Origin of the sequence: Heyndrickxia sp. MSNUG, from assembly GCF_049532715.1 — a bacterium.
In the GTDB taxonomy this organism is placed as follows: Bacteria; Bacillota; Bacilli; order Bacillales; family Cytobacillaceae; genus Mesobacillus.
On sequence record NZ_CP150978.1, the window covers coordinates 216,077 to 240,000 of the forward strand.

23 protein-coding genes, 11 tRNA genes and 2 rRNA genes (1 of these 36 cut by a window edge) are annotated in these 23,924 nt (G+C 44.2%); 34 read left to right on the top strand and 2 right to left on the bottom strand.

The features are described from left to right. The first annotated feature begins 7 nt into the window (after window positions 1-7). From AABM38_RS01180 to AABM38_RS01205, 6 genes are all read left to right on the top strand, one after another. A complete protein-coding gene (locus tag AABM38_RS01180) occupies window positions 8-718 on the top strand; it encodes an alpha/beta hydrolase (protein WP_423408770.1) in 711 nt (236 codons plus the stop codon). Between the two features lie 311 nt (window positions 719-1,029). After that, window positions 1,030-2,505, top strand: coding sequence for a DEAD/DEAH box helicase (locus AABM38_RS01185; RefSeq protein WP_335376235.1), 1,476 nt, complete (start codon window positions 1,030-1,032; stop codon window positions 2,503-2,505). A 134-nt stretch (window positions 2,506-2,639) separates the two neighbouring features. Beyond that, complete coding sequence (locus AABM38_RS01190; RefSeq protein ID WP_423408771.1) at window positions 2,640-2,783, top strand: hypothetical protein; 144 nt, start codon at window positions 2,640-2,642, stop codon at window positions 2,781-2,783. A gap of 91 nt (window positions 2,784-2,874) precedes the next feature. Then, the gene (uvsE, locus tag AABM38_RS01195; protein WP_423408772.1) at window positions 2,875-3,840 is read left to right on the top strand and encodes a UV DNA damage repair endonuclease UvsE; all 966 of its coding nucleotides are present in this window, start codon (window positions 2,875-2,877) and stop codon (window positions 3,838-3,840) included. Window positions 3,841-4,034: 194 nt separating this feature from the next. Further along, window positions 4,035-4,517, top strand: coding sequence for a PH domain-containing protein (locus tag AABM38_RS01200; RefSeq protein WP_423408773.1), 483 nt, complete (start codon window positions 4,035-4,037; stop codon window positions 4,515-4,517). After that, window positions 4,510-5,958, top strand: a complete 1,449-nt coding sequence (locus AABM38_RS01205; protein ID WP_423408774.1) for a PH domain-containing protein — start codon at window positions 4,510-4,512, stop codon at window positions 5,956-5,958. Before AABM38_RS01200 ends, AABM38_RS01205 begins: the two co-directional genes overlap by 8 nt. Window positions 5,959-6,136: 178 nt before the next feature. Here the strand turns inward: AABM38_RS01205 and AABM38_RS01210 are convergent, their stop codons facing one another. Continuing rightward, window positions 6,137-6,724 carry a rhomboid family intramembrane serine protease gene (locus tag AABM38_RS01210; RefSeq protein ID WP_423408775.1) on the bottom strand — a complete coding sequence of 196 codons (588 nt, stop codon included), beginning with the start codon at window positions 6,722-6,724 and terminating at the stop codon, window positions 6,137-6,139. 103 nt (window positions 6,725-6,827) lie between these two features. On the opposite strand from AABM38_RS01210, the gene acpS reads away from it, so the two are divergent. The 14 genes from acpS (at window position 6,828) to AABM38_RS01280 (ending at window position 18,762) form a co-directional block, all read left to right on the top strand. Next, window positions 6,828-7,181, top strand: coding sequence for a holo-ACP synthase (gene acpS / locus AABM38_RS01215; protein ID WP_423408776.1), 354 nt, complete (start codon window positions 6,828-6,830; stop codon window positions 7,179-7,181). Window positions 7,182-7,368: 187 nt separating this feature from the next. Further along, window positions 7,369-8,385, top strand: coding sequence for a LolA family protein (locus AABM38_RS01220; RefSeq protein WP_423408777.1), 1,017 nt, complete (start codon window positions 7,369-7,371; stop codon window positions 8,383-8,385). A gap of 371 nt (window positions 8,386-8,756) precedes the next feature. Continuing rightward, entirely contained in the window at window positions 8,757-9,914 is a 1,158-nt protein-coding gene (gene alr / locus AABM38_RS01225; protein WP_423408778.1) for an alanine racemase, read from the top strand. A 219-nt stretch (window positions 9,915-10,133) separates the two neighbouring features. Beyond that, window positions 10,134-10,415, top strand: coding sequence for a CopG family ribbon-helix-helix protein (locus AABM38_RS01230; RefSeq protein WP_207503024.1), 282 nt, complete (start codon window positions 10,134-10,136; stop codon window positions 10,413-10,415). Between the two features lie 4 nt (window positions 10,416-10,419). Further along, entirely contained in the window at window positions 10,420-10,770 is a 351-nt protein-coding gene (ndoA, locus tag AABM38_RS01235) for a type II toxin-antitoxin system endoribonuclease NdoA (protein WP_041967053.1), read from the top strand. A 566-nt stretch (window positions 10,771-11,336) separates the two neighbouring features. Then, window positions 11,337-12,170 (top strand): RsbT co-antagonist protein RsbRA, encoded by an 834-nt coding sequence (locus tag AABM38_RS01240; RefSeq protein WP_423408779.1) that lies wholly within the window; start codon window positions 11,337-11,339, stop codon window positions 12,168-12,170. Then, window positions 12,167-12,523, top strand: a complete 357-nt coding sequence (locus AABM38_RS01245; RefSeq protein WP_335376244.1) for an STAS domain-containing protein — start codon at window positions 12,167-12,169, stop codon at window positions 12,521-12,523. The genes AABM38_RS01240 and AABM38_RS01245 overlap by 4 nt, the downstream gene beginning before the upstream one ends. Before the next feature lie 4 nt (window positions 12,524-12,527). Next, window positions 12,528-12,929 (top strand): anti-sigma regulatory factor, encoded by a 402-nt coding sequence (locus tag AABM38_RS01250; protein ID WP_335376245.1) that lies wholly within the window; start codon window positions 12,528-12,530, stop codon window positions 12,927-12,929. A gap of 11 nt (window positions 12,930-12,940) precedes the next feature. Continuing rightward, the gene (locus AABM38_RS01255; RefSeq protein WP_335376246.1) at window positions 12,941-13,951 is read left to right on the top strand and encodes a PP2C family protein-serine/threonine phosphatase; all 1,011 of its coding nucleotides are present in this window, start codon (window positions 12,941-12,943) and stop codon (window positions 13,949-13,951) included. 58 nt (window positions 13,952-14,009) lie between these two features. Continuing rightward, the gene (locus AABM38_RS01260; RefSeq protein ID WP_423408780.1) at window positions 14,010-14,342 is read left to right on the top strand and encodes an anti-sigma factor antagonist; all 333 of its coding nucleotides are present in this window, start codon (window positions 14,010-14,012) and stop codon (window positions 14,340-14,342) included. Further along, entirely contained in the window at window positions 14,339-14,812 is a 474-nt protein-coding gene (rsbW, locus tag AABM38_RS01265) for an anti-sigma B factor RsbW (protein ID WP_335376248.1), read from the top strand. The genes AABM38_RS01260 and rsbW overlap by 4 nt, the downstream gene beginning before the upstream one ends. Continuing rightward, a complete protein-coding gene (sigB, locus tag AABM38_RS01270; protein WP_335376249.1) occupies window positions 14,790-15,584 on the top strand; it encodes an RNA polymerase sigma factor SigB in 795 nt (264 codons plus the stop codon). The genes rsbW and sigB overlap by 23 nt, the downstream gene beginning before the upstream one ends. Further along, window positions 15,581-16,177: a PP2C family serine/threonine-protein phosphatase gene (locus AABM38_RS01275; RefSeq protein WP_423408781.1), complete on the top strand. Its 597-nt coding sequence runs from the start codon at window positions 15,581-15,583 to the stop codon at window positions 16,175-16,177. The genes sigB and AABM38_RS01275 overlap by 4 nt, the downstream gene beginning before the upstream one ends. 416 nt (window positions 16,178-16,593) lie before the next feature. Beyond that, window positions 16,594-18,762: a Tex family protein gene (locus AABM38_RS01280; RefSeq protein WP_423410621.1), complete on the top strand. Its 2,169-nt coding sequence runs from the start codon at window positions 16,594-16,596 to the stop codon at window positions 18,760-18,762. 235 nt (window positions 18,763-18,997) lie between these two features. On the opposite strand, the gene cmpA is transcribed toward AABM38_RS01280, so the two are convergent. Continuing rightward, window positions 18,998-19,111: a cortex morphogenetic protein CmpA gene (gene cmpA / locus AABM38_RS01285; protein WP_210367160.1), complete on the bottom strand. Its 114-nt coding sequence runs from the start codon at window positions 19,109-19,111 to the stop codon at window positions 18,998-19,000. Window positions 19,112-19,206: 95 nt separating this feature from the next. On the opposite strand from cmpA, the gene AABM38_RS01290 reads away from it, so the two are divergent. From AABM38_RS01290 to AABM38_RS01355, 14 genes are all read left to right on the top strand, one after another. After that, window positions 19,207-19,680, top strand: a complete 474-nt coding sequence (locus AABM38_RS01290; RefSeq protein WP_423410622.1) for a SprT family protein — start codon at window positions 19,207-19,209, stop codon at window positions 19,678-19,680. Window positions 19,681-19,823: 143 nt separating this feature from the next. Further along, window positions 19,824-19,898 (top strand) — tRNA-Asn (locus tag AABM38_RS01295). A 15-nt stretch (window positions 19,899-19,913) separates the two neighbouring features. After that, a tRNA-Ser gene (locus AABM38_RS01300) sits at window positions 19,914-20,004 on the top strand. 14 nt (window positions 20,005-20,018) lie between these two features. Further along, a tRNA-Glu gene (locus tag AABM38_RS01305) sits at window positions 20,019-20,093 on the top strand. Between the two features lie 36 nt (window positions 20,094-20,129). After that, a tRNA-Asp gene (locus AABM38_RS01310) sits at window positions 20,130-20,205 on the top strand. 6 nt (window positions 20,206-20,211) lie between these two features. Continuing rightward, window positions 20,212-20,286, top strand: a tRNA-Gln gene (locus AABM38_RS01315). A gap of 6 nt (window positions 20,287-20,292) precedes the next feature. Then, window positions 20,293-20,368, top strand: a tRNA-Lys gene (locus AABM38_RS01320). Window positions 20,369-20,408: 40 nt separating this feature from the next. Further along, window positions 20,409-20,493: transfer RNA gene (locus AABM38_RS01325), tRNA-Leu, on the top strand. Window positions 20,494-20,552: 59 nt separating this feature from the next. Then, window positions 20,553-20,638 (top strand) — tRNA-Leu (locus AABM38_RS01330). A 63-nt stretch (window positions 20,639-20,701) separates the two neighbouring features. Then, a tRNA-Arg gene (locus tag AABM38_RS01335) sits at window positions 20,702-20,778 on the top strand. Between the two features lie 18 nt (window positions 20,779-20,796). After that, window positions 20,797-20,873: transfer RNA gene (locus AABM38_RS01340), tRNA-Pro, on the top strand. Window positions 20,874-20,894: 21 nt separating this feature from the next. Beyond that, window positions 20,895-20,968: transfer RNA gene (locus AABM38_RS01345), tRNA-Gly, on the top strand. 117 nt (window positions 20,969-21,085) lie between these two features. After that, window positions 21,086-22,636: ribosomal RNA gene (locus tag AABM38_RS01350) — 16S ribosomal RNA — on the top strand. Between the two features lie 286 nt (window positions 22,637-22,922). After that, a 23S ribosomal RNA gene (locus AABM38_RS01355) occupies window positions 22,923-23,924 on the top strand; it runs 1,933 nt beyond the window's last position. Together the 16S and 23S rRNA genes with 11 tRNA genes alongside form the textbook arrangement of a ribosomal RNA operon.

Genomic DNA, 23,924 nt, shown 5'->3' on the forward strand with positions numbered 1-23,924 from the left:
ATTGGTTATGATAGGTTGTCTTTTAATCCATGGATTTACCGGGGCGCCATATGAAGTAGAGCCCCTTGCTCAATCGTTAAAAGAAAGAACGGACTGGAAATTAGCTGTCCCCACGCTTCCTGGACATGGTGAAGAGCTTAGTTTAAAAGGTATCACCTATGATCAGTGGATTCACCATGCCGAAAAAGAGCTGAAAATGCTCTTGAAGGAATGCGATACTGTTTATGTCGTCGGTTTTTCAATGGGTGGTTTGATCGCAAGCTATCTTGCATCGAACTATCCGGTAGAAAAACTCGTCCTGCTCAGCGCCGCTGCCTATTATGTCAACCCTAAGCAGCTCGCCGTCGATGTCAGGGAAATGATGAAGGATACAGTTAAAGGAAAATTGAAGGAAAATGAACTTTTCCGGCGTTATATGCGAAAAATTAAAGAAACACCCATGACCGCTACCTTGCAGTTTCGCAGGCTCGTTACTAAAATCAAGCCTATTCTCAATGATGTGAAGGTCCCAACTTTAATAGCACAGGGAGAGAGTGATGGCATCGTTCCTCCAAAAAGTGCCCAGTATTTATATGAAAATATTGGGTCTGCACAAAAACGGCTGATTTTTTATAAAAACTCCAAACATCTGATCTGTCACTGTGATGAAAAGGAACAGCTTTTCGAGGAAGTGTACGATTTTTTAACTTCCAGGCAAAGAAAGGGAATGGGCACTTAAAGGGTCTTCCACAAAAATTGCTTTTCCTTCCTAAAGATGGTATGATAAATATTGAGTGTCTATCTGAGAAAATCCTTTAAGCGGACATACTCCCGTGTTTGGAGAATGTCTTTTTTTGCTAATATTTCAGGTTCTGTGCTTCAGCGTACTAATTACAATGCTGATTCAGCCCTGCTTAAAACCAAGGTGCTAGCACCTATTTTGCCAAAAAACGGTACAATAAACTAACCAGAATCAGAAATGGTTTGGATCATACTTAAACAGCCACTTAAAATAAAAGTATATGTGAATATAAAGGAGAATGAGCAAAGTTGACAATGTTCCAAGAGATGGGCATTAGCCCCGCAACGTTAAAAGCTGTAAAGAATATGGGTTTTGAGGAAGCAACTCCTATTCAGGCGCAGACGATTCCGATCAGCCTTGAAAATAAAGACGTAATCGGCCAGGCACAGACAGGTACTGGTAAGACTGCAGCGTTCGGTATTCCTCTAGTTGAAAAGATCAAAAAGGAAAACCATAACATCCAAGGAATCATCATTGCCCCGACTCGTGAATTGGCAATCCAGGTTTCTGAAGAATTATATAAAATCGGTGCTGGCAAGCGAGTAGGCGTTCTTGCGATTTACGGCGGACAGGATATTAGCCGCCAGATTCGTGCATTGAAAAAAGGCCCGCATATTATCGTTGGTACACCAGGACGTCTTCTTGACCACATCAACAGAAAGACAATTGACCTAAGCAACGTTGAAACGGTCATCCTTGATGAAGCAGACGAAATGCTGAACATGGGCTTTATCGAAGATATCGAAGAAATCTTGGCTAAAATCCCTGGCGCACGCCAAACATTGTTGTTCTCTGCTACAATGCCTGGTCCAATCCAGAAGATTGCTGAGCGTTTCATGAACGATCCGCAAATCGTTCGCGTAAAAGCCAAAGAAATGACAGTACCTGCAATCGAGCAATTTTATGTTGAAGTTCAAGAAAAGAATAAATTCGATGTCCTTACAAGACTTCTTGATATCCAATCTCCTGAATTGGCAATCATCTTCGGCCGTACAAAGCGCCGTGTTGATGAGCTTTCAGAAGCATTGAACCTTCGCGGCTATACTGCTGAAGGAATCCACGGAGACCTTACGCAGGCTAAGCGTATGTCTGTTCTTAGGAAGTTCAAAGAAGGTTCTATCGATGTTCTAGTTGCGACAGATGTTGCAGCACGCGGACTTGATATTTCCGGAGTAACGCATGTTTACAACTTTGACATCCCGCAAGATCCTGAGAGCTATGTTCACCGTATCGGTCGTACTGGCCGTGCAGGTAAAACGGGTATGGCGATTACTTTCGTTACTGCAAGAGAGCAATCTTACCTACAGGTAGTTGAAAGAACAACTAAGAAGCGTATGGAAAAGATGAAAGCTCCAACATTGGATGAAGCATTGGAAGGCCAGCAAAGAGCAGTTGTTGACAAGATTACTCAAACAATCGAGTCAAATAACCTTCAATACTACCGTCAGGCAGCAGATGAGCTTCTAAGAAATCATGATGCTCAAACAGTTGTTGCTTCTGTATTGAAAATGCTGACAAAAGAGCCAGATATGACTCCTGTCAAGCTGACTGAGGAAAAGCCTCTTCCGAACAGAAACAAAAAACCTCAAGACCGCAGAAGATACGATTCTAACAGCGGCGGCGGCGGACGCAAGAAGCCACCTTTGAAGCCAAGATCAGGCGGCGCTAAGCGCTCCGGCGGCAGCAGAGAAGGCGGCGGCTTTAAATCTAGATCACCAAGATAAATAAAATGATGAAAATCCCTGGTTTTTTATAAAACCGGGGATTTTTTTATAGGTAAATGACATTGTCTATGATGTTCCATGTAAAAAAACTCAGAAAGAGAAAATTTATAGTTTTGATGAAGGGGGAATTCATAGTGAAAGAAGGTATTCCGCGAAAATCCACTTTAATTCCGCAAAAACAGCAGTCTATTCCGCGTAAGTTTACATTATTCCCGCGAAATTTTGTCGAAATCCCGCAAACTGGAAAAAAACAAGGTTTTTTTCCAATTTTATTATAGGCTGCAGTTGAGAATTTCGGAACTTCATCAAGAAATTCAAACATTCAGTTGGGCATACTACCAGTAAAAAACGGGTGAGGTGCAGCCGGATATGACGATTGTGAGACTCGGATATGTTGCGATGAGTGAGGAGCTAAAAAATGCTTCGCCGTCGCAGACGATGACATTTAAACAATTCCAGGCAATCAAGGACCGGGAAGCGGCGATCAATAAACTTGAAAGGATTGCGGTCTCAAACCTGGAAAATTGCCTGCGCCTTTTGAGGCACAGTAAAGCGAACGAGATTCATTTTTTCAGGCTGAGTTCGAGGCTGATTCCGCTTGCGAATCACGAGGAGCTTTCAGATTGGAAATTCATGCGTGTGTTAAAAGAGCCATTGCAGGACATAGCCGATTTTTTAAAAAAGAATCCGATGCGTGTGGATTTCCATCCGGATCATTTTGTACTGCTGAATACTCCCAAAACAGACACACTCAATAATTCGGTAAAGACTCTTGCGATGCACCATGCCTTGCTGAAGGGGATGGGGATTGATCCGGAGCACCGCTGCGTCTTGCATGTTGGCGGGGTTTATGAAGATAAGGAGAAGGCGCTGGAACAGTTCATCCATAACTGGGGACTTGTCTCAACAAGGCTGCAGAGTATGATCATCCTTGAAAATGATGACACATCTTTCACGCTTCACGACACCCTTTATCTCTGTGAAAAACTGGGCATCCCGCTTGTTTTCGATTACCACCATCACCTGGCGCATCATGAGGATATCAATTGGCAAGAGCAGTGGGAACGAGTCGCTGCTACATGGGAGCTTTCCAAGCTGCCTGTGAAAATGCATATATCCAGCCCGCGGTCTGAAAAAGAATTCAGGGCCCATGCCGAATATGTGGATGCAGAAATGTTCATCGATTTCCTCCGCGGCATAAAGGGTTCAGTACCCGAAATTCATTGCATGATCGAAGCGAAAAAGAAAGATCTCGCCTTATTCAAGCTGGCGGACGATTTAAAGAAGATTCCGGATGTAGAAGCGATTGATGGCAGCAGCTTTCTTTTAAAATAAAGTCGTTTTTCCGTAAAGGATTCTGCCGGCATTCTGCCAGGCGGAAAGTCACACATAGAGCGGCCTGCCTTTTCCACCCCAAAAGCGGACTCCTAATCCTAAACACACCTGTCACCTGAAATTAATGCCCAACAAAGTATTCATGTTGTATACTTAGGAAGGTGCTATTAATTGGAAAAGCAGGAGGTTGCTTTATGACGATTTCTGAACCGCAGAAGCGTATTTCCGAGCGGGCTTTGACTGTCTGGAAAATATCCGCTTGCCTCCATTCCTTGGTGGTCTGGCTTATAGCGGGCGGTCTGATTACTTTAACTGTTTTATTTGATTGGCCTTATTGGATTATTGGGGCTGCCTTGATGGTGGCAGCATTATATAGCTATATATTCATTTTTTTCTTGCCGACTCTTCGCTGGAAACGCTGGCGTTATGAGGTCAGGGAGCAGGAAATTGAACTTCAGTACGGGGTATTTATTATAAAGAAAACATTAATTCCGATGATTCGGGTACAGCATGTTGATACACAGCAAGGTCCGCTGTTGAGGAAGTACCGGCTATCGACAGTAACGGTTTCCACGGCTGCAACGGTCCATGAAATACCCGCGCTTGATATGGAGGAAGCGGAGAATTTGAGGACTTCCATCTCAAGGCTGGCAAGGGTGGCGGATGAAGATGTCTGAACCGAAAAGACTGCACCCCGTTGCTGCCGTCGTCAACGCTCTTCGTCAGCTGAAGGAATTGATTATCCCGTTTCTGTTATTTGTGGTGTTCGGAAGCAGTGGGACGAAATGGGACCATTTTTATTTTTACGGATCGATCGCTGCTGTGATTCTCGTATTCGTGTACGGGGTACTGACCTGGTACAGGTTCACCTATCGCATCGAGCAAGGGGAACTTAGAATCGAATATGGGTTGATCGTGCGCAAAAAGCGGTATATTCCTTTTGAAAGAATCCAGAGCCTTGATTTATCAGAGGGGATTTTACAGAGAATGTTCGGCCTTGTGAAGGTGAAGGTTGAGACAGCTGGGTCAGGTGGAATGGGACTTCAGGATGGAGAAGCGGTCCTGACCGCAATCACAAAGCAGGACGCAGAAGAAATACATAATTATTTAGTTTCCATCAAAAGGACTGACAGGCTCGTTCATGACGAACAGGAACAGGAAGCTAGTGAAAACGTTCTTTATAAAATCTCGATAAAAGAATTGCTGATGCTCGCTTCGACTTCGGGGGGAGTCGGTGTCGTCATTTCGGCTGTAATGGCATTTGTTTTTCAGTTCGAAGAATTCATCCCGTATGAACAAATTTTTGATGGTGTAGAATCTTTCGTTCAAAGCGGATTCGTATTTGTCAGTTTCGTTGTCTTTGCAGGGTTTTTGCTGGCCTGGATCATCGCTCTATTTGGCACGATGCTGAAATACGCGAATTTTACCGTAAGGAAAGTGGATAACGACCTAGTTATTACTAGGGGGCTGCTTGAGAAGCGGCAATTTACGATTCCTTTGAATCGCATCCAGGCAGTACGGATCAGCGAAAACTTGATCAGGCAGCCGCTTGGCTACGCTGCAGCCTACATTGAAAGTGCAGGGGGCTCTGCTCTTGATCACGAAAGCTCAAAGGTCATCATTCTTCCAATTGTAAAAAAAAGCCGGACCCCAGATTTACTCGAACTTTATTTGACGGATTACCAGTTTCGGAATAAACTGACGCCTGCGCCTTTGCGGTCGTATGGCAGATACTTATTCAAAGGCTGGGTGCTCGTCCTTCCTTTCATCCTCGCGGCCATTTGGTTTTTCAGGCCATGGGGATATACAGCGCTGGTTCTGCTAGCGGTTTCTGCACTGTGGTCATTCTTGAATTTTAAGGATGCAGGCTGGGGCATAGACAACGGAATGCTGACATTCCGCTACCGCCGAATTGTGAAGAACACCGTTTTTATGAGGAAAAATAAAGTCCAGTCCTTTAGCGTCAAGGAAAGCTTTTTCCAGCGAAAAAAGAAGCTGGCAACCGTTGAGGCCATCGTGAAATCAGGCCATGGCGGATCAGGAGGCAAGGTTATCGACCTTGAGAAAAAGGATGCCGAGGCGATTTATCATTGGTATTCGCATGAAGCTGCAGAATAAGAAAAGCGCAAGCGCCTTGTAAAAAGGAACGGCGGCTAACTACGCCACGTCCTGTGGCAACGCCGCCGTCAGCACATCCTGTGCAAGTCCGACAAGCGCTGGAGCTGGACAATTCTCGAAGTGTATTTTATTCATTCTTATCCATAAGTAAAAGCGCCAACGCGGCGCTTTTTTTACGTCATGCATTCTTGAAAATAACAGTGCCGATCAGGAATCCGGCAATCAAACCGAAAATATGGGCTGTGATATTAATGTTTGACTGGACGAAGGTCATGACAATTCCAATGATGGCAATGGTCATGATCGTCTGGGAGTTTTCCCTGGACATCATGGCTTTTCGGAAAATGATAATCGCTATATAGAAACCGAACAACCCAAAGATGGCTCCGCTGGAACCAACATGTGTATACGTTAATGGCTCAAGTGTCAGGGTGGCAACATTTGCGGCGATTCCTGTAGCTAAATAAAGCAGGATGAATTTCGTTCTTCCAAGCAATTGTTCAAGGGCCGGCGCAAAAAGGACGAGCGAAAAGCTGTTAAACAGCATGTGGGCAAAGCCGGAGTGCATGAAAATCGGAGTGACCAGCCGCCAGTAGTCACCATTTACAATGTACAAATTAACTCCCGAAAGCAGCTCGAATAGGTATCTGCTTGGGAAGAATGGTATGGTAGTGACCAAATATAATAAAATATGGATAGAGATAATCAATGTAACAATTGGGTAATACCTGACGAAATCACGAAAGCTTTCAGTTCTCGTAAACATGCCGAACCTCCTGGGTACTAATATATAAAGCTTATCCTTAATCTCAGATAGTTGTACAATATTTTGTATGCAGAATGTATCTTTTTTAGAAGGAGCATGAAAAATGATCATAGGAACTGGCGTTGACATTGTTGAAATAGGCCGGATCAGGAAACTGATTGAATCCCAGCCGCGTTTCCCTGACAGGGTGCTTACGGAAAAAGAAAAGAGCATTTACAGTACATATAACGAGCGAAGAAGAGCGGAATTTCTTGCTGGCCGCTGGGCTGCGAAGGAAGCTTTTTCAAAAGCTAAAGGGACGGGCATCGGCAAAGAATTATCCTTCCTTGATATTGAAATCGAAGCGGATCTCCAGGGCCGTCCAACCGTGACGAAGCCGATGAAGGATGGAGTTCACCTTTCAATATCCCATAGTGAGCAGTATGCGATTGCGCAGGTCATCATCGAAAAAAATTAAAAGCTTGTCATCGCTTGGTCATATTCACCCGGGTTGTCTCATATATTCATAATGCAGTAAGGGAGACAAGGCTAGGCGGCGGGAACATGGCTGCAACGAGACAACTCAGGCAATTTGCAGCCAGTGTCTTATTCCTGTCCTTTCTTTCCCTTTACACGTTTAAATGAGACTAAAAGGGGTTGGAAGAATGAAGAAAAGGTTGTTGCTGCTTCTCGCCGGGCTCATGGTTATTTTTGCTCTGGCTGCCTGCGGTACAAAATCACAGGAATCTGTGGTTAAGGAGTTGGATGGAACGCTCAATGATTTAAAGAGTTACAAGGCTAAGGCAAAAATGACATTGCAGATGGGTACGGAACCTCAGGTGTATGAGGTGGAAATTTGGCACAAAGATCCGTCATTTTACCGTGTGAACCTGAAGAATGCCCAGAAAGACCAAAGCCAGATGATTCTGCGCAATGAAGAAGGAGTTTTTGTTTTGACACCTGCGCTGAACAAAAGCTTCCGATTCCAGAGCGACTGGCCGAAAAACAGCAGCCAGGCGTACTTATACGAATCTTTAATCACAGATATCCTTGAGGACAAACAAGCGAAGTTCTCAGCAACAAAGAACCATTATGTTTTTGAAACGAAAACAAGGTACCAAAACAATAAGATGCTCCCGATCCAGGAAATCAAGCTGAATAAAAAGAATCTATCACCGGTAAGTGTGAAGGTAATGGATCCTGACCGCAACTCACTTGTTACAGTGGAATTCTCAGAGGTTAAATTCGATGCAAGCTTTGATAAAGACGCATTTGACATGAAGAAAAACATGACGCGTGTGCAGCTTGAAGTGCCGGTTATGGCAGATGTCAATGACAAGGCATTCACAGTCAAGTATCCAATGGCTGAAATTCCTGGCGTCACATTAGTGGATGAAAAGGAAATCACAACTGAGAATGGCAAGCGAGTCGTCTTAACATACGAAGGTTCAGACAAGTCGTTTACGCTGGTCCAGGAGAAAGCAGACGCAATGCCAGCCATGTCTTCTCCAATCAACGTGACAGGCCATCCAGTTGACCTCGGATTTACAATCGGCGCCATGACGGAAACATCGATTTCATGGACGCACCTCGGTGTAGACTATATGCTTGCTTCTGCCGACTTGTCACCAGAAGAATTAGAAATGGTAGCAAAATCCGTAGTTGCCGATATGGAAAAATAAGAACCCGAACAACAGGCTCAGAGCAACCTGAGCCTGTTTTTTATTTGGGTGAAATTGATATTCGGAATATATCCATTTTTTCGGAATAAACGAGATGATTTCCGGAATAAATCGGATTTTTTCGGAATAAATGCCGGGGGATTCCGGAATAAAAGATGAATTTCCGGAATATCTTAACTCTTGCTGTCTGTGCTGAACTAATGCTTGAGATAAAAAGTAGGAAAATATAAGTGAATAGGATACGAACGATTGAATTTTATGAAAACAAAGGTCTTTCTCCACAAACTATATTAACCATTTGACATTGAACCGATGGAATTCGATAATGGTAAAATAAATAAAATGTTCGGTCTGAAGGAAGTGGAGTTTCGGTGGAGGAGCAAGGATTTTTTTACCGTGATACATGGGCAGAGGTGGATTTGGATTATATTAAAGAAAATGTAAAGGCGATTAAAGCTAACCTGCCTGAAGAGGTTGATTTTATAGCGGTAGTGAAAGCGAACGCATATGGACATGGGGATTCACAAACAGCAGAAGCAGCGCTGGAGGCGGGAGCGTCCATGCTGGCAGTTGCTTTTATGGACGAGGCTCTTGCGTTAAGGAAAAAAGGGGTAACGGCACCAGTCCTAGTGCTTGGCGCAAGCCGGCCTGAGGACGTTAATATTGCTGCAGAGGAAGGCGTCATTCTAACCGTTTTCCAGGAGGAATGGCTGGCAAAAGCACGCGAAGTTCTTAAAGGTGATGCTTCCATTTCTCTTCATATAAAAATAGATACAGGCATGGGCCGGATTGGCATACGGTCAGCAGAAGAACTGAAATCAATTGAAAAGTCGATCCGGGAAGATTCGCGGCTTGAGCTTCATGGAGTATATACGCATTTTGCAACAGCCGATGAACTGGATGAAACGTACTTTAAGGAGCAGCTCAGCCTTTTTAAAGAATTGCTCGGGACGCTGGATGAGCTCCCTCCATGTGTACACAGCAGCAATAGCGCGGCTGCCCTTATGCATACAGATGCACAATTCAATGCAGTCAGGGTCGGTATTGCTATGTACGGATTAACGCCTTCATTGGAGATTGAACCGGAGCTGCCAGTTCGATTAAATGAAGCGTTCACCCTCCATTCCCGGCTTGTGCATGTGAAGAAGCTTGAAAAGGGACAGAAGGTAAGTTATGGGGCAACCTATGAAGCGGCTGAAGATATTTGGGTCGGAACATTGCCGATTGGTTATGCTGATGGCTGGATCCGCAGGCTACAGGGGCAGGAAGTGTTGATAAATGGCAAACGATCTCCGATCATCGGGCGCATCTGCATGGACCAATGCATGGTCAGGCTGCCTGAAGAGGTTCCTGTAGGGACGATTGCCACCTTGATTGGGGAACAAGGGGAAGAGATGATTTCCATCAATGAAATTGCGAAAAGGCTGGAAACAATCAATTATGAAGTTCCTTGCATCATCTCTTCACGTGTACCGAGGATTTACAAACAACAGGGTAAAATAGTGGATTTGAATAATTCATTGCTTTAAAGAGATACAACGGTTTGAATAGGGTAATTTTATCCAAATATTAACAACCTTGTTTATTTCGCCTAAAACCATGCATAAAACCCTATTTTTTTGGCGGATAATACAGAAGAATTGCTGATTAGCCTTTGCATCTGGGATAAATAGTGATAAGATTAGAAATGGTAGAGAGATAAAGAACTTAATAACGGTATGTAGTGATGATGGTGGAGGTGTATGTTTGTGTCTGAATCCAGCGCAACAACTGAGATTTTGGTAAAGTTACCGCAGCATCTATTAAGCGAATTAGATGGATTTGTTAAGCAGGAGAACGTAAACCGCAGCGAATTTATTTATCAGGCTACAAAAATGTATTTGCGTGAGAAGAAAAAGAGACAAATTCGTGAATCCATGAGACGTGGCTATATGGAAATGGCCAAAATTAATCTGACCATTGCATCTGAGGCATTTCAAGCAGAATACGAGGCAGAACACACAGTTGAACGTCTAGTCAGCGGAGGATAATCCCTTGATTGTCAAACGTGGTGACGTCTATTTTGCGGACCTATCCCCAGTTGTTGGTTCAGAGCAAGGCGGAGTCCGCCCTGTACTGGTCATCCAAAACGACATCGGGAATCGGTTTAGTCCCACAGTCATTATCGCAGCGATCACAGCTCAAATCCAAAAAGCGAAGCTTCCGACTCATGTTGAAATTGATGCGAAGCGGTACGGTTTTGAACGAGACTCGGTTATATTATTGGAACAAATTCGCACAATCGACAAACAGCGCCTAACCGATAAAATTACCCATCTCGATGACGAAATGATGGAAAAAGTGGATGAAGCCCTTCAGGTAAGTTTAGGTCTTATTGAATTTTAATTTAAAGTACGCTCTGTGTAAGAGCGTTTTTTTGTAACCCGAATCACTTGGCCTGGACTCCAGGTCCTTTACATAACCCATAAAAATAAAACGGATGTGTTCTGTGTGGAGGCAAGCCATGAAGGCTTGTCTCTTTTTTTATATGCACTTATCAGCAGTAAACCAAATAATTAACGCATTAACACACCGGGGGTCAGACCCCCATCGCTTTAATGTGTGAAAGTCGGCTTGCTCATATAAAGCTCTATAATAAGGAATAGTAAGAATAACTTTTTTGTCCACTGGATGTTAGAAAACTTGTGTTGTATTCAAAAGATTGTATTTTTCTGATAATAAGTGGAAGAAGTCTCCTTAAAGCTCCCTTTTGATATTGGTAAATAGTGTAAAATACCCAAAAAGGAGCGTTGTCGACAAGTTGATTTTATTTGACGAACATAGTCTGTTATCATTAAATGGAGATATAAACATTGATCTTATGAATAAATTTTTACATTTTTAAGATTGGTTTACATTTGGACGGAAGAGGGTAATATAAAATTTTTGTGTGATAGAATGGAGAGGATGAAATGAACAATACAATTTCAAATTACATTCAGTCTCATAAGCAGGAGATTCTGGATGAATGGATAAATAGAACAAAAGAAGAGGCTGATGAACGAGTGGTACGCCTTGTTTCGGACAGGGTTTTTAATGCTACTAGCAAAGAATTCATCGACTTGATCATTTCAAATTTTAAAGGTTCGAATGAAGAATACCATAATAAACTGACGGATTTTGCTGAAAAGGTCGTCAGGCTTGGCTGGCCTTTGACATTCGTAACCAAGGGTCTCCATACTTTCAACTTAATTGTTTTTGAAGGAATGCAAAGCGAAGGGATCGTTACAAAGGAAAACCAGATGGAAGTGGTGTATGAATTTGACCGTTGGGCAACGCCGATGAACAATGAAATTGTCAGCGTGTATTCATCAACATGGGAAAGAACGGTTTCCTTGCAGAAGATTGCCCTTCAGGAGCTATCTGCACCATTGATTCCGGTTTTCGATGGGATCACTGTCATGCCGCTAGTAGGTACAATTGATACGGAACGGGCAAAGCAAATTATGGAAAATTTGCTGAAGGGTGCTGTCAAGCATCGCTCCGAAGTTGTCCTAATTGATATCACTGGTGTACCCGTTGTCGATACGATGGTAGCCCATCATATTATCCAGGCTGCGGATGCGGTCAGGCTGATTGGTGCTAAGTGCATGCTCGTAGGGATCCGTCCCGAAATCGCACAGACGATCGTGAATCTGGGTATTGATTTGAACCAGTTTACAACAAAGAATAACCTCAAAAAAGGGATCGAAGCAGCTCTAGAGCTGACAAATAAAAAAATTGTTTCTATGGGGGGAGCTAAGTGAGAATACCTATCCTTAAGCTGAATGATTGCCTATTAGTCTCCATTCAATGGGAGCTTGACGACCAGACTGCTCTTCAATTTCAAGAGGATTTGCTCCATAAAATACATGAAACAAGCGCCAATGGCGTGGTCATTGATTTAACCTCAATAGACTTCATTGACTCATTTATTGCTAAAGTTCTTGGGGACGTAATCAATATGTCCAAGCTTATGGGCGCAATTGTTGTCATTACCGGAATCCAGCCTGCTGTAGCCATAACGCTAATTGAATTAGGGATCAGCCTCGATGATGTCCTAACTGCATTAGATTTAGAAAAAGGTTTGGAGAAATTACAACAGGAATTGGGGGAATAGGTGAATGGACATCCAATCCTGCGTTACGATCATAAACGAATGGGACATCGTAGCAGCGCGCCAGCTTGGCCGGAATGTTGCGAAAGAGCTTGGTTTTGGGACAGTTGACCAGGCCAGAATCACCACCGCCATCAGTGAATTGGCCAGGAATATTTATTTGTACGCCGGCAAAGGGCAAATTTGCATCGATAAATTGTACGACGGCGGAAAAGCGGGATTGCGAATCAATGCAGTGGATAGCGGCCCAGGAATAAAAGAAATACGCCAGGTCATGGAAGATGGCTTTTCCACATCAGGAGGACTTGGAGCCGGCCTTCCAGGAGTGAAAAGACTCATGGATGAATTCGATATCGAGTCAACTCCAGGAGAAGGAACACAGATAAGAGCAACTAAATGGCTCCGTTAGGGGGAAACAATATGGAATTCCGAGAAATGATGGAATCAAAGTATCGGGACATTCTTGACAATTATATTAAAGAGCAATCGGAACAAGCTTTATATGCAGGGCAAAAATTCAGCCGTAAGTCGATTGAGCATAAAATCGCCCCTGAAGAAATCATCAGCCTTCATAAAAGCTTGCTTCTTGAGATGTATCCTGAACTTCCGGAAGATTTAATGCATTCGTTTGACATCCTCCTTGAGGTCATGATCGGCTATGGTATTGCTTACCGGGAACACCAAAGCCTAAGGCACCAGCAGGAGGAACTAAGATCAGAAATGGAGATTGCCGCCAATGTGCAGCAAACGCTGCTGGGAACTAAGATCCCTACTGTACCGGGTCTCGATATTGGTGCAATCAGTGTGCCTGCGAAGCATATGAACGGTGACTATTTCCATTTTGTCCAGGATGAAAACAATAATATAAGTGTCGCGATTGCAGATGTTATCGGAAAAGGGATTCCGGCTGCGCTTTGTATGTCCATGATCAAGTATGCAATGGACAGCCTGCCAGAAAACCGTCTGGACCCAAGCAGTATCCTTGAAAACCTGAATAGAGTAGTTGAACAGAACGTTGATCCAAGTATGTTCATCACGATGTTCTATGGAATGTTTAATCCAGACAATAATATCTTCTACTATGCCTCAGCCGGACACGAGCCTGGTTTCTATTACGATTCAGTTACCAAGGAATTTACAGAGCTTACGGCAAGGGGCTTGCTTCTTGGGGTAGACAAGCGAACCAAGTATACTCAGTATGAAAAAGAAATCCATCCTGGGGATATGGTGATCTTAATGTCTGATGGAGTCACGGAGTGCAGAACGGAAGAAGGATTCATCGAAAAGGAAACATTAATCGGATATATAAATAAATATATCCACTTAAATGCTCAGGAAATTGTCAATAATATCTTTAGGGAACTCGAAAAACTTCAGCATTTCCAATTGCGTGATGATTTCACCTTAATTATTTTAAAAAGAGATGTTTAAACCGGTTCAGAACCGGGTAAATCTAAAAGGCAATTGAATTGTAAAGGGTGGGTCAGTTATGAATATTTCGATAGATGTTAAAGAAACAGAATCCGTATTAGCAGTTAAGGTTAATGGTGAAATTGATGCATATACAGCACCACAGCTTCGGGAAAAACTTTTCCCTTTGTCCGAAAAAGAAGGCGTAAAGATGGTTGTTGATCTTTCTGAGGTCAATTATATGGATAGTACTGGGCTGGGAGTGTTTGTAGGAGTATTTAAAAATGTCCGAGCCCATAACGGAGAGTTTAAAATTGTCGGATTATCCGATCGTTTGCAGAGACTTTTCGAAATTACCGGCTTGGCCGATATTATCGATATCAACAGCCAGATTGAGGGTGGAGTGCAATGAGCCAAGCATTTGATTATATAGAAATGAAAATCCCGGCAAAACCGGAATTTGTAGGCGTGATCCGTCTGACGCTTTCCGGCATTGCAAGCCGCATGGGTTTTTCATATGATGAGATAGAAGATTTGAAGATCGCAACAAGTGAAGCATGTACAAACGCTGTGCAGCACGCTTATAAAAATAACGACAACGGCGAAGTGATCATCGGTTTTGGACTGTACGAAGACCGACTTGAGGTAATGGTTGCAGATAATGGGCAGAGCTTTGATTTCCATTCAGCACGCCAGGGGCTTGGTCCTTACGATCAAAATAGTTCTGTTGAATTCCTTCGCGAAGGAGGCTTGGGACTGTATCTGATCGAAACCTTAATGGATGAGGTTCGAATTCATCACAAAGAGGGCGTCACGGTCTTTATGACCAAGTACCGAGAAGGAGAGCAGGTGGAGAGAGATGCAGAGACAATCTCAACCTAAGCAACGTCCAAAAGAAGAGATTAATCAATTAATCAAAGCATACCAGCTTCACGAGGACGCCGACGCCCAAAACGAATTAGTACTCCATTATCAAAACCTTGTGGAAACAATCGCCCGTAAATACTCAAAAGGACGCTCGTTCCATGAAGACATATTCCAGGTTGGAATGATTGGACTTTTAGGCGCAATCCGCCGTTATGATGAAACATTTGGCAAAAGCTTCGAGGCATTTGCTGTTCCGACCATTATTGGTGAAATCAAAAGATTTTTACGAGATAAAACATGGAGTGTCCATGTACCTCGCAGAATCAAAGAGCTTGGCCCGAAAATCAAGACAACTGTCGAAGATTTGACGACGCAGCTGCACCGTTCTCCAAGAGTGGACGAAATTGCTGAAGCCCTTCAGGTTTCTGAGGAAGAAATTTTAGAAGCTATGGAAATGGGCAAAAGCTACCAGGCATTATCAGTTGACCATTCCATTGAAGCAGATTCTGATGGCGGAACTGTCACCCTGTTAGATATCGTCGGAAATATTGATGAAGGCTATGAAAAAATCAATCAAAGAATGGTGCTTGAAAAGGTACTTCATGTTCTGAGTGAAAGAGAAAAGTTAATTATCCAATATACCTACCTTGATAACCTGAGCCAAAAAGAAGCAGGAGACAAGCTGGGAATATCACAAATGCATGTATCACGACTTCAAAGAAGAGCCATCAAGAAGCTACAAGAAGCAATTCATGCAGAAAACAGTAATTCGGAGTATATTACATGATCCAACAGTTCAAAGACAAAATTGAACTTTATGCTTACCAGACAATTAAAGAAGGTAAATTAGAGTGCGGTGACAGCTATTTCTATACTGCCACCGATGAATATTTTGTCTGTGTAGTAGCTGATGGGTTAGGGTCTGGGCAATACGCCCATGAAGCTTCTGCGGCGGTTGTGACTGTAGTAGAGGAACACCATCATGAGGATGTAGATACTCTCATGAAATACTGCAACAATATATTGGTGCAAAAAAGAGGAGCAGCCGTATCGATTTTTAAGGTGTTTTTCGAAACAAACGAATTCGTCTACAGCTGTGTCGGCAATATCCGATTCTTCCTTTACTCGCCAAATGGCAAACTGACCTATCCTTTGCCCGTAACAGGATATTTGTCAGGGAAGCCACAAGTGTTTCATACCCAGAGATTCGTTTTTGAACCGGAATCAAAGTTTCTGATTTACTCAGATGGATTTGATATCCATGGGGCAAAATCATTATTGAAGGGTTACAGATCTGTAGCAGCCATCGCAGAACAAATAAAAAGTGATTATGAAAATTCAATGGATGATGCAACTTTTATTGTGGGAAGTCTACTATAGCCGGTGGGCTTCTTTTTGTTTTGGCGGGGATTAGGGAGTTGGGGATTGGTATGCTTGCTGGTTCTCATGGTTGAATTCTGGCGAGATGAGTTTTTTACCGGAAAAATTTGAAGTAGAGTGGAAAAAGGGTAACAGAAAACGGGGATTTGTGCTCGTATGACAAGATTCAGCTAAAAACGGTAAGCGAAACCTTAATATTGTTCCCGAGAATCTGAATTGAGATTTAATAGGGAAGAATTAAGACTGTACTTCATTGTGAAGTGATAATAGTGTAATAACATGTATGCGAACTCCTCCAGTAATCAGCCTCCTTACTACTCCCTATAAACATAGCAGCAATTTTGGTACACTATATAGAGGGATAAGAAAACCACTTATCCAATAAAGATATGGAGGATTGTCTCTTGAATCAAACGATGGAAAAGCAGGATCAATACGTAAAAATCATTGCCAAAGAGCAATCATTAACATCTAAACAAGTACAGAGTGTTATTTCTCTCATAAATGAAGGGAATACCGTTCCATTCATTGCCCGCTATCGGAAAGAAATGACCGGTGCGCTTGATGAAGTGCAAATCCGCGACATAGTTGAAAGATGGCAATACATACAGAACTTAGAACAGCGTAAAGAAGAAGTCATCAGGCTGATCGATGAACAGGAAAAGCTGACGGATGAACTTAGGACTAGCATAGAAAAAGCAATTAAACTTCAAGAGGTAGAGGATTTATACCGGCCATATAAACAAAAGCGGAGAACAAAAGCAACCGTTGCAAAGGAGAAAGGTCTCGAACCACTTGCTTTATGGATGCTCGAGTTCCCGGTGAACGGCAGCCTGGAACAGAAGGCCGGAGAGTTTTTATCAGATGAAAAAGGTGTAACAACAGCAGAGGAAGCTATTTTCGGAGCGAAGGATATCATTGCTGAAATGGTTTCAGATGATGCTGACAGCAGAAAGTGGATCCGCAACGAAACATTCAAATCCGGTTCCATTGAATCTGCAGTTAAGAATGAAGAGTCGGATGAGAAAAAAGTATATGAGATGTACTATGAATATACAGAGCCGGTAAGCAAGGTCGTGCCCCACAGAATTCTAGCCCTTAACCGCGGGGAGAAAGAGGAGCTCTTAAGGGTCTCGATTAAACCCAAAACGGATGTAATCATGAGCTATCTTCAACGTAAATGGGTAAAAAAAGAGCATGCTATTACAACGTCAGCAATTATGGAAGCTATAGAAGATGCTTATAAAAGGCTGATTCAGCCATCGATTGAACGGGAAATCAGGAATGAACTTACGGAAAAGGCAGAAGAGCAAGCTATTCACATCTTCTCAGAAAATCTGAGAAAACTGCTGCTTCAGCCGCCGTTAAAAGGAAAAGTAGTCCTTGGAGTAGACCCGGCGTTCAGGACAGGATGCAAGCTGGCTGCGGTAGATGAAACAGGGAAGGTTTTATCGATCGGGGTCATTTATCCTCATACATCAAGTTCAAAAAGTACCGAAGCCCGTGAGAAATTCATTAAAGTGCTGAAGGATTATCACGTGGAAATGGTTGCAATCGGCAACGGTACAGCTTCAAGGGAAACGGAACAATTTGTATCAGATATCCTGAAAGAATTAGATAAAGAAATCTATTACCTGATTGTCAATGAAGCAGGAGCAAGTGTATATTCTGCATCAGATTTAGCGCGTGAAGAATTCCCGAACTTCCAGGTAGAAGAACGAAGCGCAGTTTCAATCGCGCGCCGTCTGCAGGACCCGCTTGCTGAACTTGTTAAAATTGACCCTAAATCGGTAGGTGTCGGACAGTACCAGCATGATGTCAGTCAGAAAAAACTCTCTGAATCGCTAACATTTGTAGTTGAAACAGCTGTTAACCAGGTAGGGGTAAATGTAAATACTGCATCATCTTCTTTACTTCAATATGTTTCAGGTCTTTCAAAGACCGTTGCCAACAATATTGTGAAAAAGCGTGAAGAAGAAGGGAAATTCACAAGCAGAGCACAGCTGAAAAAAATCCCTCGCCTTGGCGCGAAAACTTATGAACAGGCAATCGGCTTCCTTAGAGTAATCGACGGAAAAGAACCGTTAGACCGAACAGGCATCCACCCGGAAAGCTATGGGGAAGTGAAACAACTTCTAGATAGCCTGGGGTTCAAAACAAGTGATTTAGGCAGTCCGGCTTTAAAAGATGCGTTAGCCAAAATTAATATAGACCAGACTGCGAGTGAACTTGGCATTGGCAAACTGACTCTTAAAGATATTATTGACGCCCTAGTCAGACCGGAGAGGGATCCTCGTGATGAACTGCCGGCTCCGCTTCTTAAAAAGGATGTTCTAAAGCTAGAGGATTTAAAAACAGGCATGGAGCTGCAAGGTACAGTCCGCAACGTAGTAGACTTCGGGGCATTCGTCGACATCGGTGTAAAGCAAGATGGATTGGTTCACATTTCTAAGCTAAGCAACAGATTCGTAAAGCATCCGCTTGATATTGTATCAGTAGGGGATGTTGTAACCGTATGGGTCGACAGCGTTGATCATAAAAAAGGACGCGTTGCATTGACCATGCTAACGCCAGAGCAAGCTTAATGTTAAAAAGGCTGCAGATCATTCTGCAGTCTTTTATTATGGCTCTTTACGTAATTTTTGTTGCTTTCTCCAACGAAAGTAAAAACCGGGACCTGGGTTTTTACGAGTATTAATGTGAATTCGGTACAGAAGTCTCCTCGAAAAGAGCCTGATACCTTTTAATAAAAGTACTTGTTCGAAAAAGCGGCAATCAATCCGAAAACAGTCTTTAATATAATCGTGTATCAGCATAGAGTTATAATCCCTGTTTATTTCTATAAAAAAACCAGCATTGATTCAGCAGTTTAATTTGGTATCGATTTTTTTCATAGAAGGCTCGTTTCATTTGATTCTGGAACCAGACAGGCATAACAATACCTCCTTTAGATAATGCGTGAAAAGGTATCCTTAATATATGCTATAATGGGTTGTCATGTTTCTTTAAAAGGCAGGCGTTTTATTATGATGACAGATCAGCAGTTACACAATCTGGTTGTTAGAATATCAGCAGAGCAATTCCATAAGCCTTTCAGGCATAAAGCATTCTTTAATCCAAGACTTCGTACAACCGGTGGACGCTATATGCTGGGAAGCCATAACATTGAAATCAACAGGAAGTATTTCGAACAATTAGGCGAACAGGAATTGATTGGGATCATAAAGCATGAACTATGCCATTATCATTTGCATTTAGAGGGAAAGGGCTACAAGCATCGTGATAAAGATTTCAGGGAACTGATGAAACAAGTCGGGGCTCCGAGATTTTGCTCCATGCTGCCTGAGGAGAAGAAGAAAAGTTCACAACAGAGAATTCTGATTTACCAATGCAGCAAATGTCAAATGGAGTATCACCGAAAACGATCAATCAATACTGCAAGATATGTCTGCGGAAAGTGTCGGGGAAAGCTGGTAAAGGTGAAAGAAATGCTGATAGAATAGCGTTTTTATGATGAGAAAAAAACTAATGAAAAACTTTTAAAAACCCGCTTGACTTTTAATAGGCACCTCCCTATAATAGTAAGAGTCGACAAGACAACGACACAGTCTTCTGAAGAGCTTTTAAAGAAGACAATTAATATTATTCCGCAGTAGCTCAGTGGTAGAGCACTCGGCTGTTAACCGAGCGGTCGTAGGTTCGAATCCTACCTGCGGAGCCATTAATTCTATGGTATGGGGAAGTACTCAAGAGGCTGAAGAGGCGCCCCTGCTAAGGGTGTAGGTCGGGTAACCGGCGCGAGGGTTCAAATCCCTCCTTCTCCGCCAGAACATTTTAATATGGCCCCTTGGTCAAGCGGTTAAGACACCGCCCTTTCACGGCGGTAACACGGGTTCGAATCCCGTAGGGGTCACCAAAACAGTTTCACAGCATGTTTTAAAAACAAATATATGGTCCCGTGGTGTAGCGGTTAACATGCCTGCCTGTCACGCAGGAGATCGCCGGTTCGATCCCGGTCGGGACCGCCATTTTATTGGGCTATAGCCAAGCGGTAAGGCAACGGACTTTGACTCCGTCATGCGTTGGTTCGAATCCAGCTAGCCCAGCCATTTTTTGAGCCATTAGCTCAGTCGGTAGAGCATCTGACTTTTAATCAGAGGGTCGAAGGTTCGAGTCCTTCATGGCTCACCAAAGTTTTTTGCGCCAGCAAAATAACTTATATTTCAATAATGCGGGTGTGGCGGAATTGGCAGACGCACCAGACTTAGGATCTGGCGCCGCAAGGCGTGGGGGTTCGACTCCCTTCACCCGCACCATTAATTACCTGTTGATTAATAAGTTGAAATTGGTTATGATATGATCCTGTCATCTTTATGCGGTCGTGGCGGAATGGCAGACGCGCTAGGTTGAGGGCCTAGTGGGGGCAACCCCGTGGAGGTTCAAGTCCTCTCGGCCGCACCAAAAAAGTCCTTGACATCCAATTGCGGATGTGATAATATTTAAAAGTTGCTATAAAAATTACATGCGCCCGTAGCTCAATTGGATAGAGCGTCTGACTACGGATCAGAAGGTTATGGGTTCGACTCCTTTCGGGCGCGCCATTCTTATTTTCTTCATATCGGGGAGTAGCTCAGCTTGGTAGAGCACTTGGTTTGGGACCAAGGGGTCGCAGGTTCGAATCCTGTCTTCCCGACCATTCAACATTTTAACTTTATATGCGGGTGTAGTTTACTGGTAAAACCTCAGCCTTCCAAGCTGATGTAGTGGGTTCGATTCCCATCACCCGCTCCAATTCATTGTTCTTTGAAAACTAAACAAACAAGCGTCAACAAACAATATTATAGTGACTTCTATTATATAGAAGATCACTAGCCAACGTTTTAACTTTATGAGCTAACTCATAACTCTTTTTTGGAGAGTTTGATCCTGGCTCAGGACGAACGCTGGCGGCGTGCCTAATACATGCAAGTCGAGCGGATCTTCATTAGCTTGCTTTTGAAGATCAGCGGCGGACGGGTGAGTAACACGTGGGCAACCTGCCTGTAAGACTGGGATAACTTCGGGAAACCGGAGCTAATACCGGATAATCCTTCTCCTCTCATGAGGAAAAGCTGAAAGACGGTTTCGGCTGTCACTTACAGATGGGCCCGCGGCGCATTAGCTAGTTGGTGAGGTAACGGCTCACCAAGGCGACGATGCGTAGCCGACCTGAGAGGGTGATCGGCCACACTGGGACTGAGACACGGCCCAGACTCCTACGGGAGGCAGCAGTAGGGAATCTTCCGCAATGGACGAAAGTCTGACGGAGCAACGCCGCGTGAGCGATGAAGGCCTTCGGGTCGTAAAGCTCTGTTGTCAGGGAAGAACAAGTATCGGAGTAACTGCCGGTACCTTGACGGTACCTGACCAGAAAGCCACGGCTAACTACGTGCCAGCAGCCGCGGTAATACGTAGGTGGCAAGCGTTGTCCGGAATTATTGGGCGTAAAGCGCGCGCAGGCGGTTCCTTAAGTCTGATGTGAAAGCCCCCGGCTCAACCGGGGAGGGTCATTGGAAACTGGGGAACTTGAGTGCAGAAGAGGAGAGCGGAATTCCACGTGTAGCGGTGAAATGCGTAGAGATGTGGAGGAACACCAGTGGCGAAGGCGGCTCTCTGGTCTGTAACTGACGCTGAGGCGCGAAAGCGTGGGGAGCGAACAGGATTAGATACCCTGGTAGTCCACGCCGTAAACGATGAGTGCTAAGTGTTAGAGGGTTTCCGCCCTTTAGTGCTGCAGCAAACGCATTAAGCACTCCGCCTGGGGAGTACGGCCGCAAGGCTGAAACTCAAAGGAATTGACGGGGGCCCGCACAAGCGGTGGAGCATGTGGTTTAATTCGAAGCAACGCGAAGAACCTTACCAGGTCTTGACATCCTCTGACAACCCTAGAGATAGGGCGTTCCCCTTCGGGGGACAGAGTGACAGGTGGTGCATGGTTGTCGTCAGCTCGTGTCGTGAGATGTTGGGTTAAGTCCCGCAACGAGCGCAACCCTTGATCTTAGTTGCCAGCATTTAGTTGGGCACTCTAAGGTGACTGCCGGTGACAAACCGGAGGAAGGTGGGGATGACGTCAAATCATCATGCCCCTTATGACCTGGGCTACACACGTGCTACAATGGATGGAACAAAGGGCAGCGAAGCCGCGAGGTGAAGCCAATCCCATAAAACCATTCTCAGTTCGGATTGCAGGCTGCAACTCGCCTGCATGAAGCCGGAATCGCTAGTAATCGCGGATCAGCATGCCGCGGTGAATACGTTCCCGGGCCTTGTACACACCGCCCGTCACACCACGAGAGTTTGTAACACCCGAAGTCGGTGGGGTAACCTTTATGGAGCCAGCCGCCTAAGGTGGGACAGATGATTGGGGTGAAGTCGTAACAAGGTAGCCGTATCGGAAGGTGCGGCTGGATCACCTCCTTTCTAAGGATATTGCCTATTGGCAATCGGAACTCAGATCTTCGGATCTGATGAATACGAATCTTAGGATTCGTACAGTTGACCGCTTGTTTGTTTAGTTTTGAGGGAGCAATCTTTACTGTGAGGATCAGACCGTAAGGTAGGATTCGAAACAATTCTCTCAAAACTTTTTTGTTCCTTGAAAACTAGATAATCGTAAGTAAGAAGAACCAAGAAAAACCGAGTGATCGCCATTTTAGTTTTTCTCTCTATTTAATAGAGAATCAACCACGACAATTTATTGTCAAACGGTTAAGTTAGAAAGGGCGCACGGTGGATGCCTTGGCACTAGGAGCCGATGAAGGACGGGACTAACACCGATATGCTTCGGGGAGCTGTAAGTAAGCTTTGATCCGGAGATTTCCGAATGGGGAAACCCACTGTTCGTAATGGAACAGTATCTTTACCTGAATACATAGGGTATTGAAGGCAGACCCGGGGAACTGAAACATCTAAGTACCCGGAGGAAGAGAAAGCAAACGCGATTCCCTGAGTAGCGGCGAGCGAAACGGGATATAGCCCAAACCAAGAGGCTTGCCTCTTGGGGTTGTAGGACACTCTACATGGAGTTACAAAGGAACGGGGTAGATGAAGTGGTCTGGAAAGGCCCGTCAGAGAAGGTAAAAACCCTGTAGTTGAAACTTCGTTCCCTCCTGAGTGGATCCTGAGTACGGCGGGACACGAGAAATCCCGTCGGAAGCTGGGAGGACCATCTCCCAAGGCTAAATACTCCCTAGTGACCGATAGTGAACCAGTACCGTGAGGGAAAGGTGAAAAGCACCCCGGAAGGGGAGTGAAATAGATCCTGAAACCGTGTGCCTACAAGTAGTCAGAGCCCGTTAATGGGTGATGGCGTGCCTTTTGTAGAATGAACCGGCGAGTTACGATCCCATGCAAGGTTAAGTTGAGAAGACGGAGCCGCAGCGAAAGCGAGTCTGAATAGGGCGAATGAGTATGTGGTCGTAGACCCGAAACCAGGTGATCTACCCATGTCCAGGGTGAAGGTTGGGTAACACCAACTGGAGGCCCGAACCCACGCACGTTGAAAAGTGCGGGGATGAGGTGTGGGTAGCGGAGAAATTCCAATCGAACTTGGAGATAGCTGGTTCTCTCCGAAATAGCTTTAGGGCTAGCCTCACGTTGTAAGAGTCTTGGAGGTAGAGCACTGTTTGGACTAGGGGCCCTCATCGGGTTACCGAATTCAGACAAACTCCGAATGCCAAAGACTTATCCGTGGGAGTCAGACTGCGAG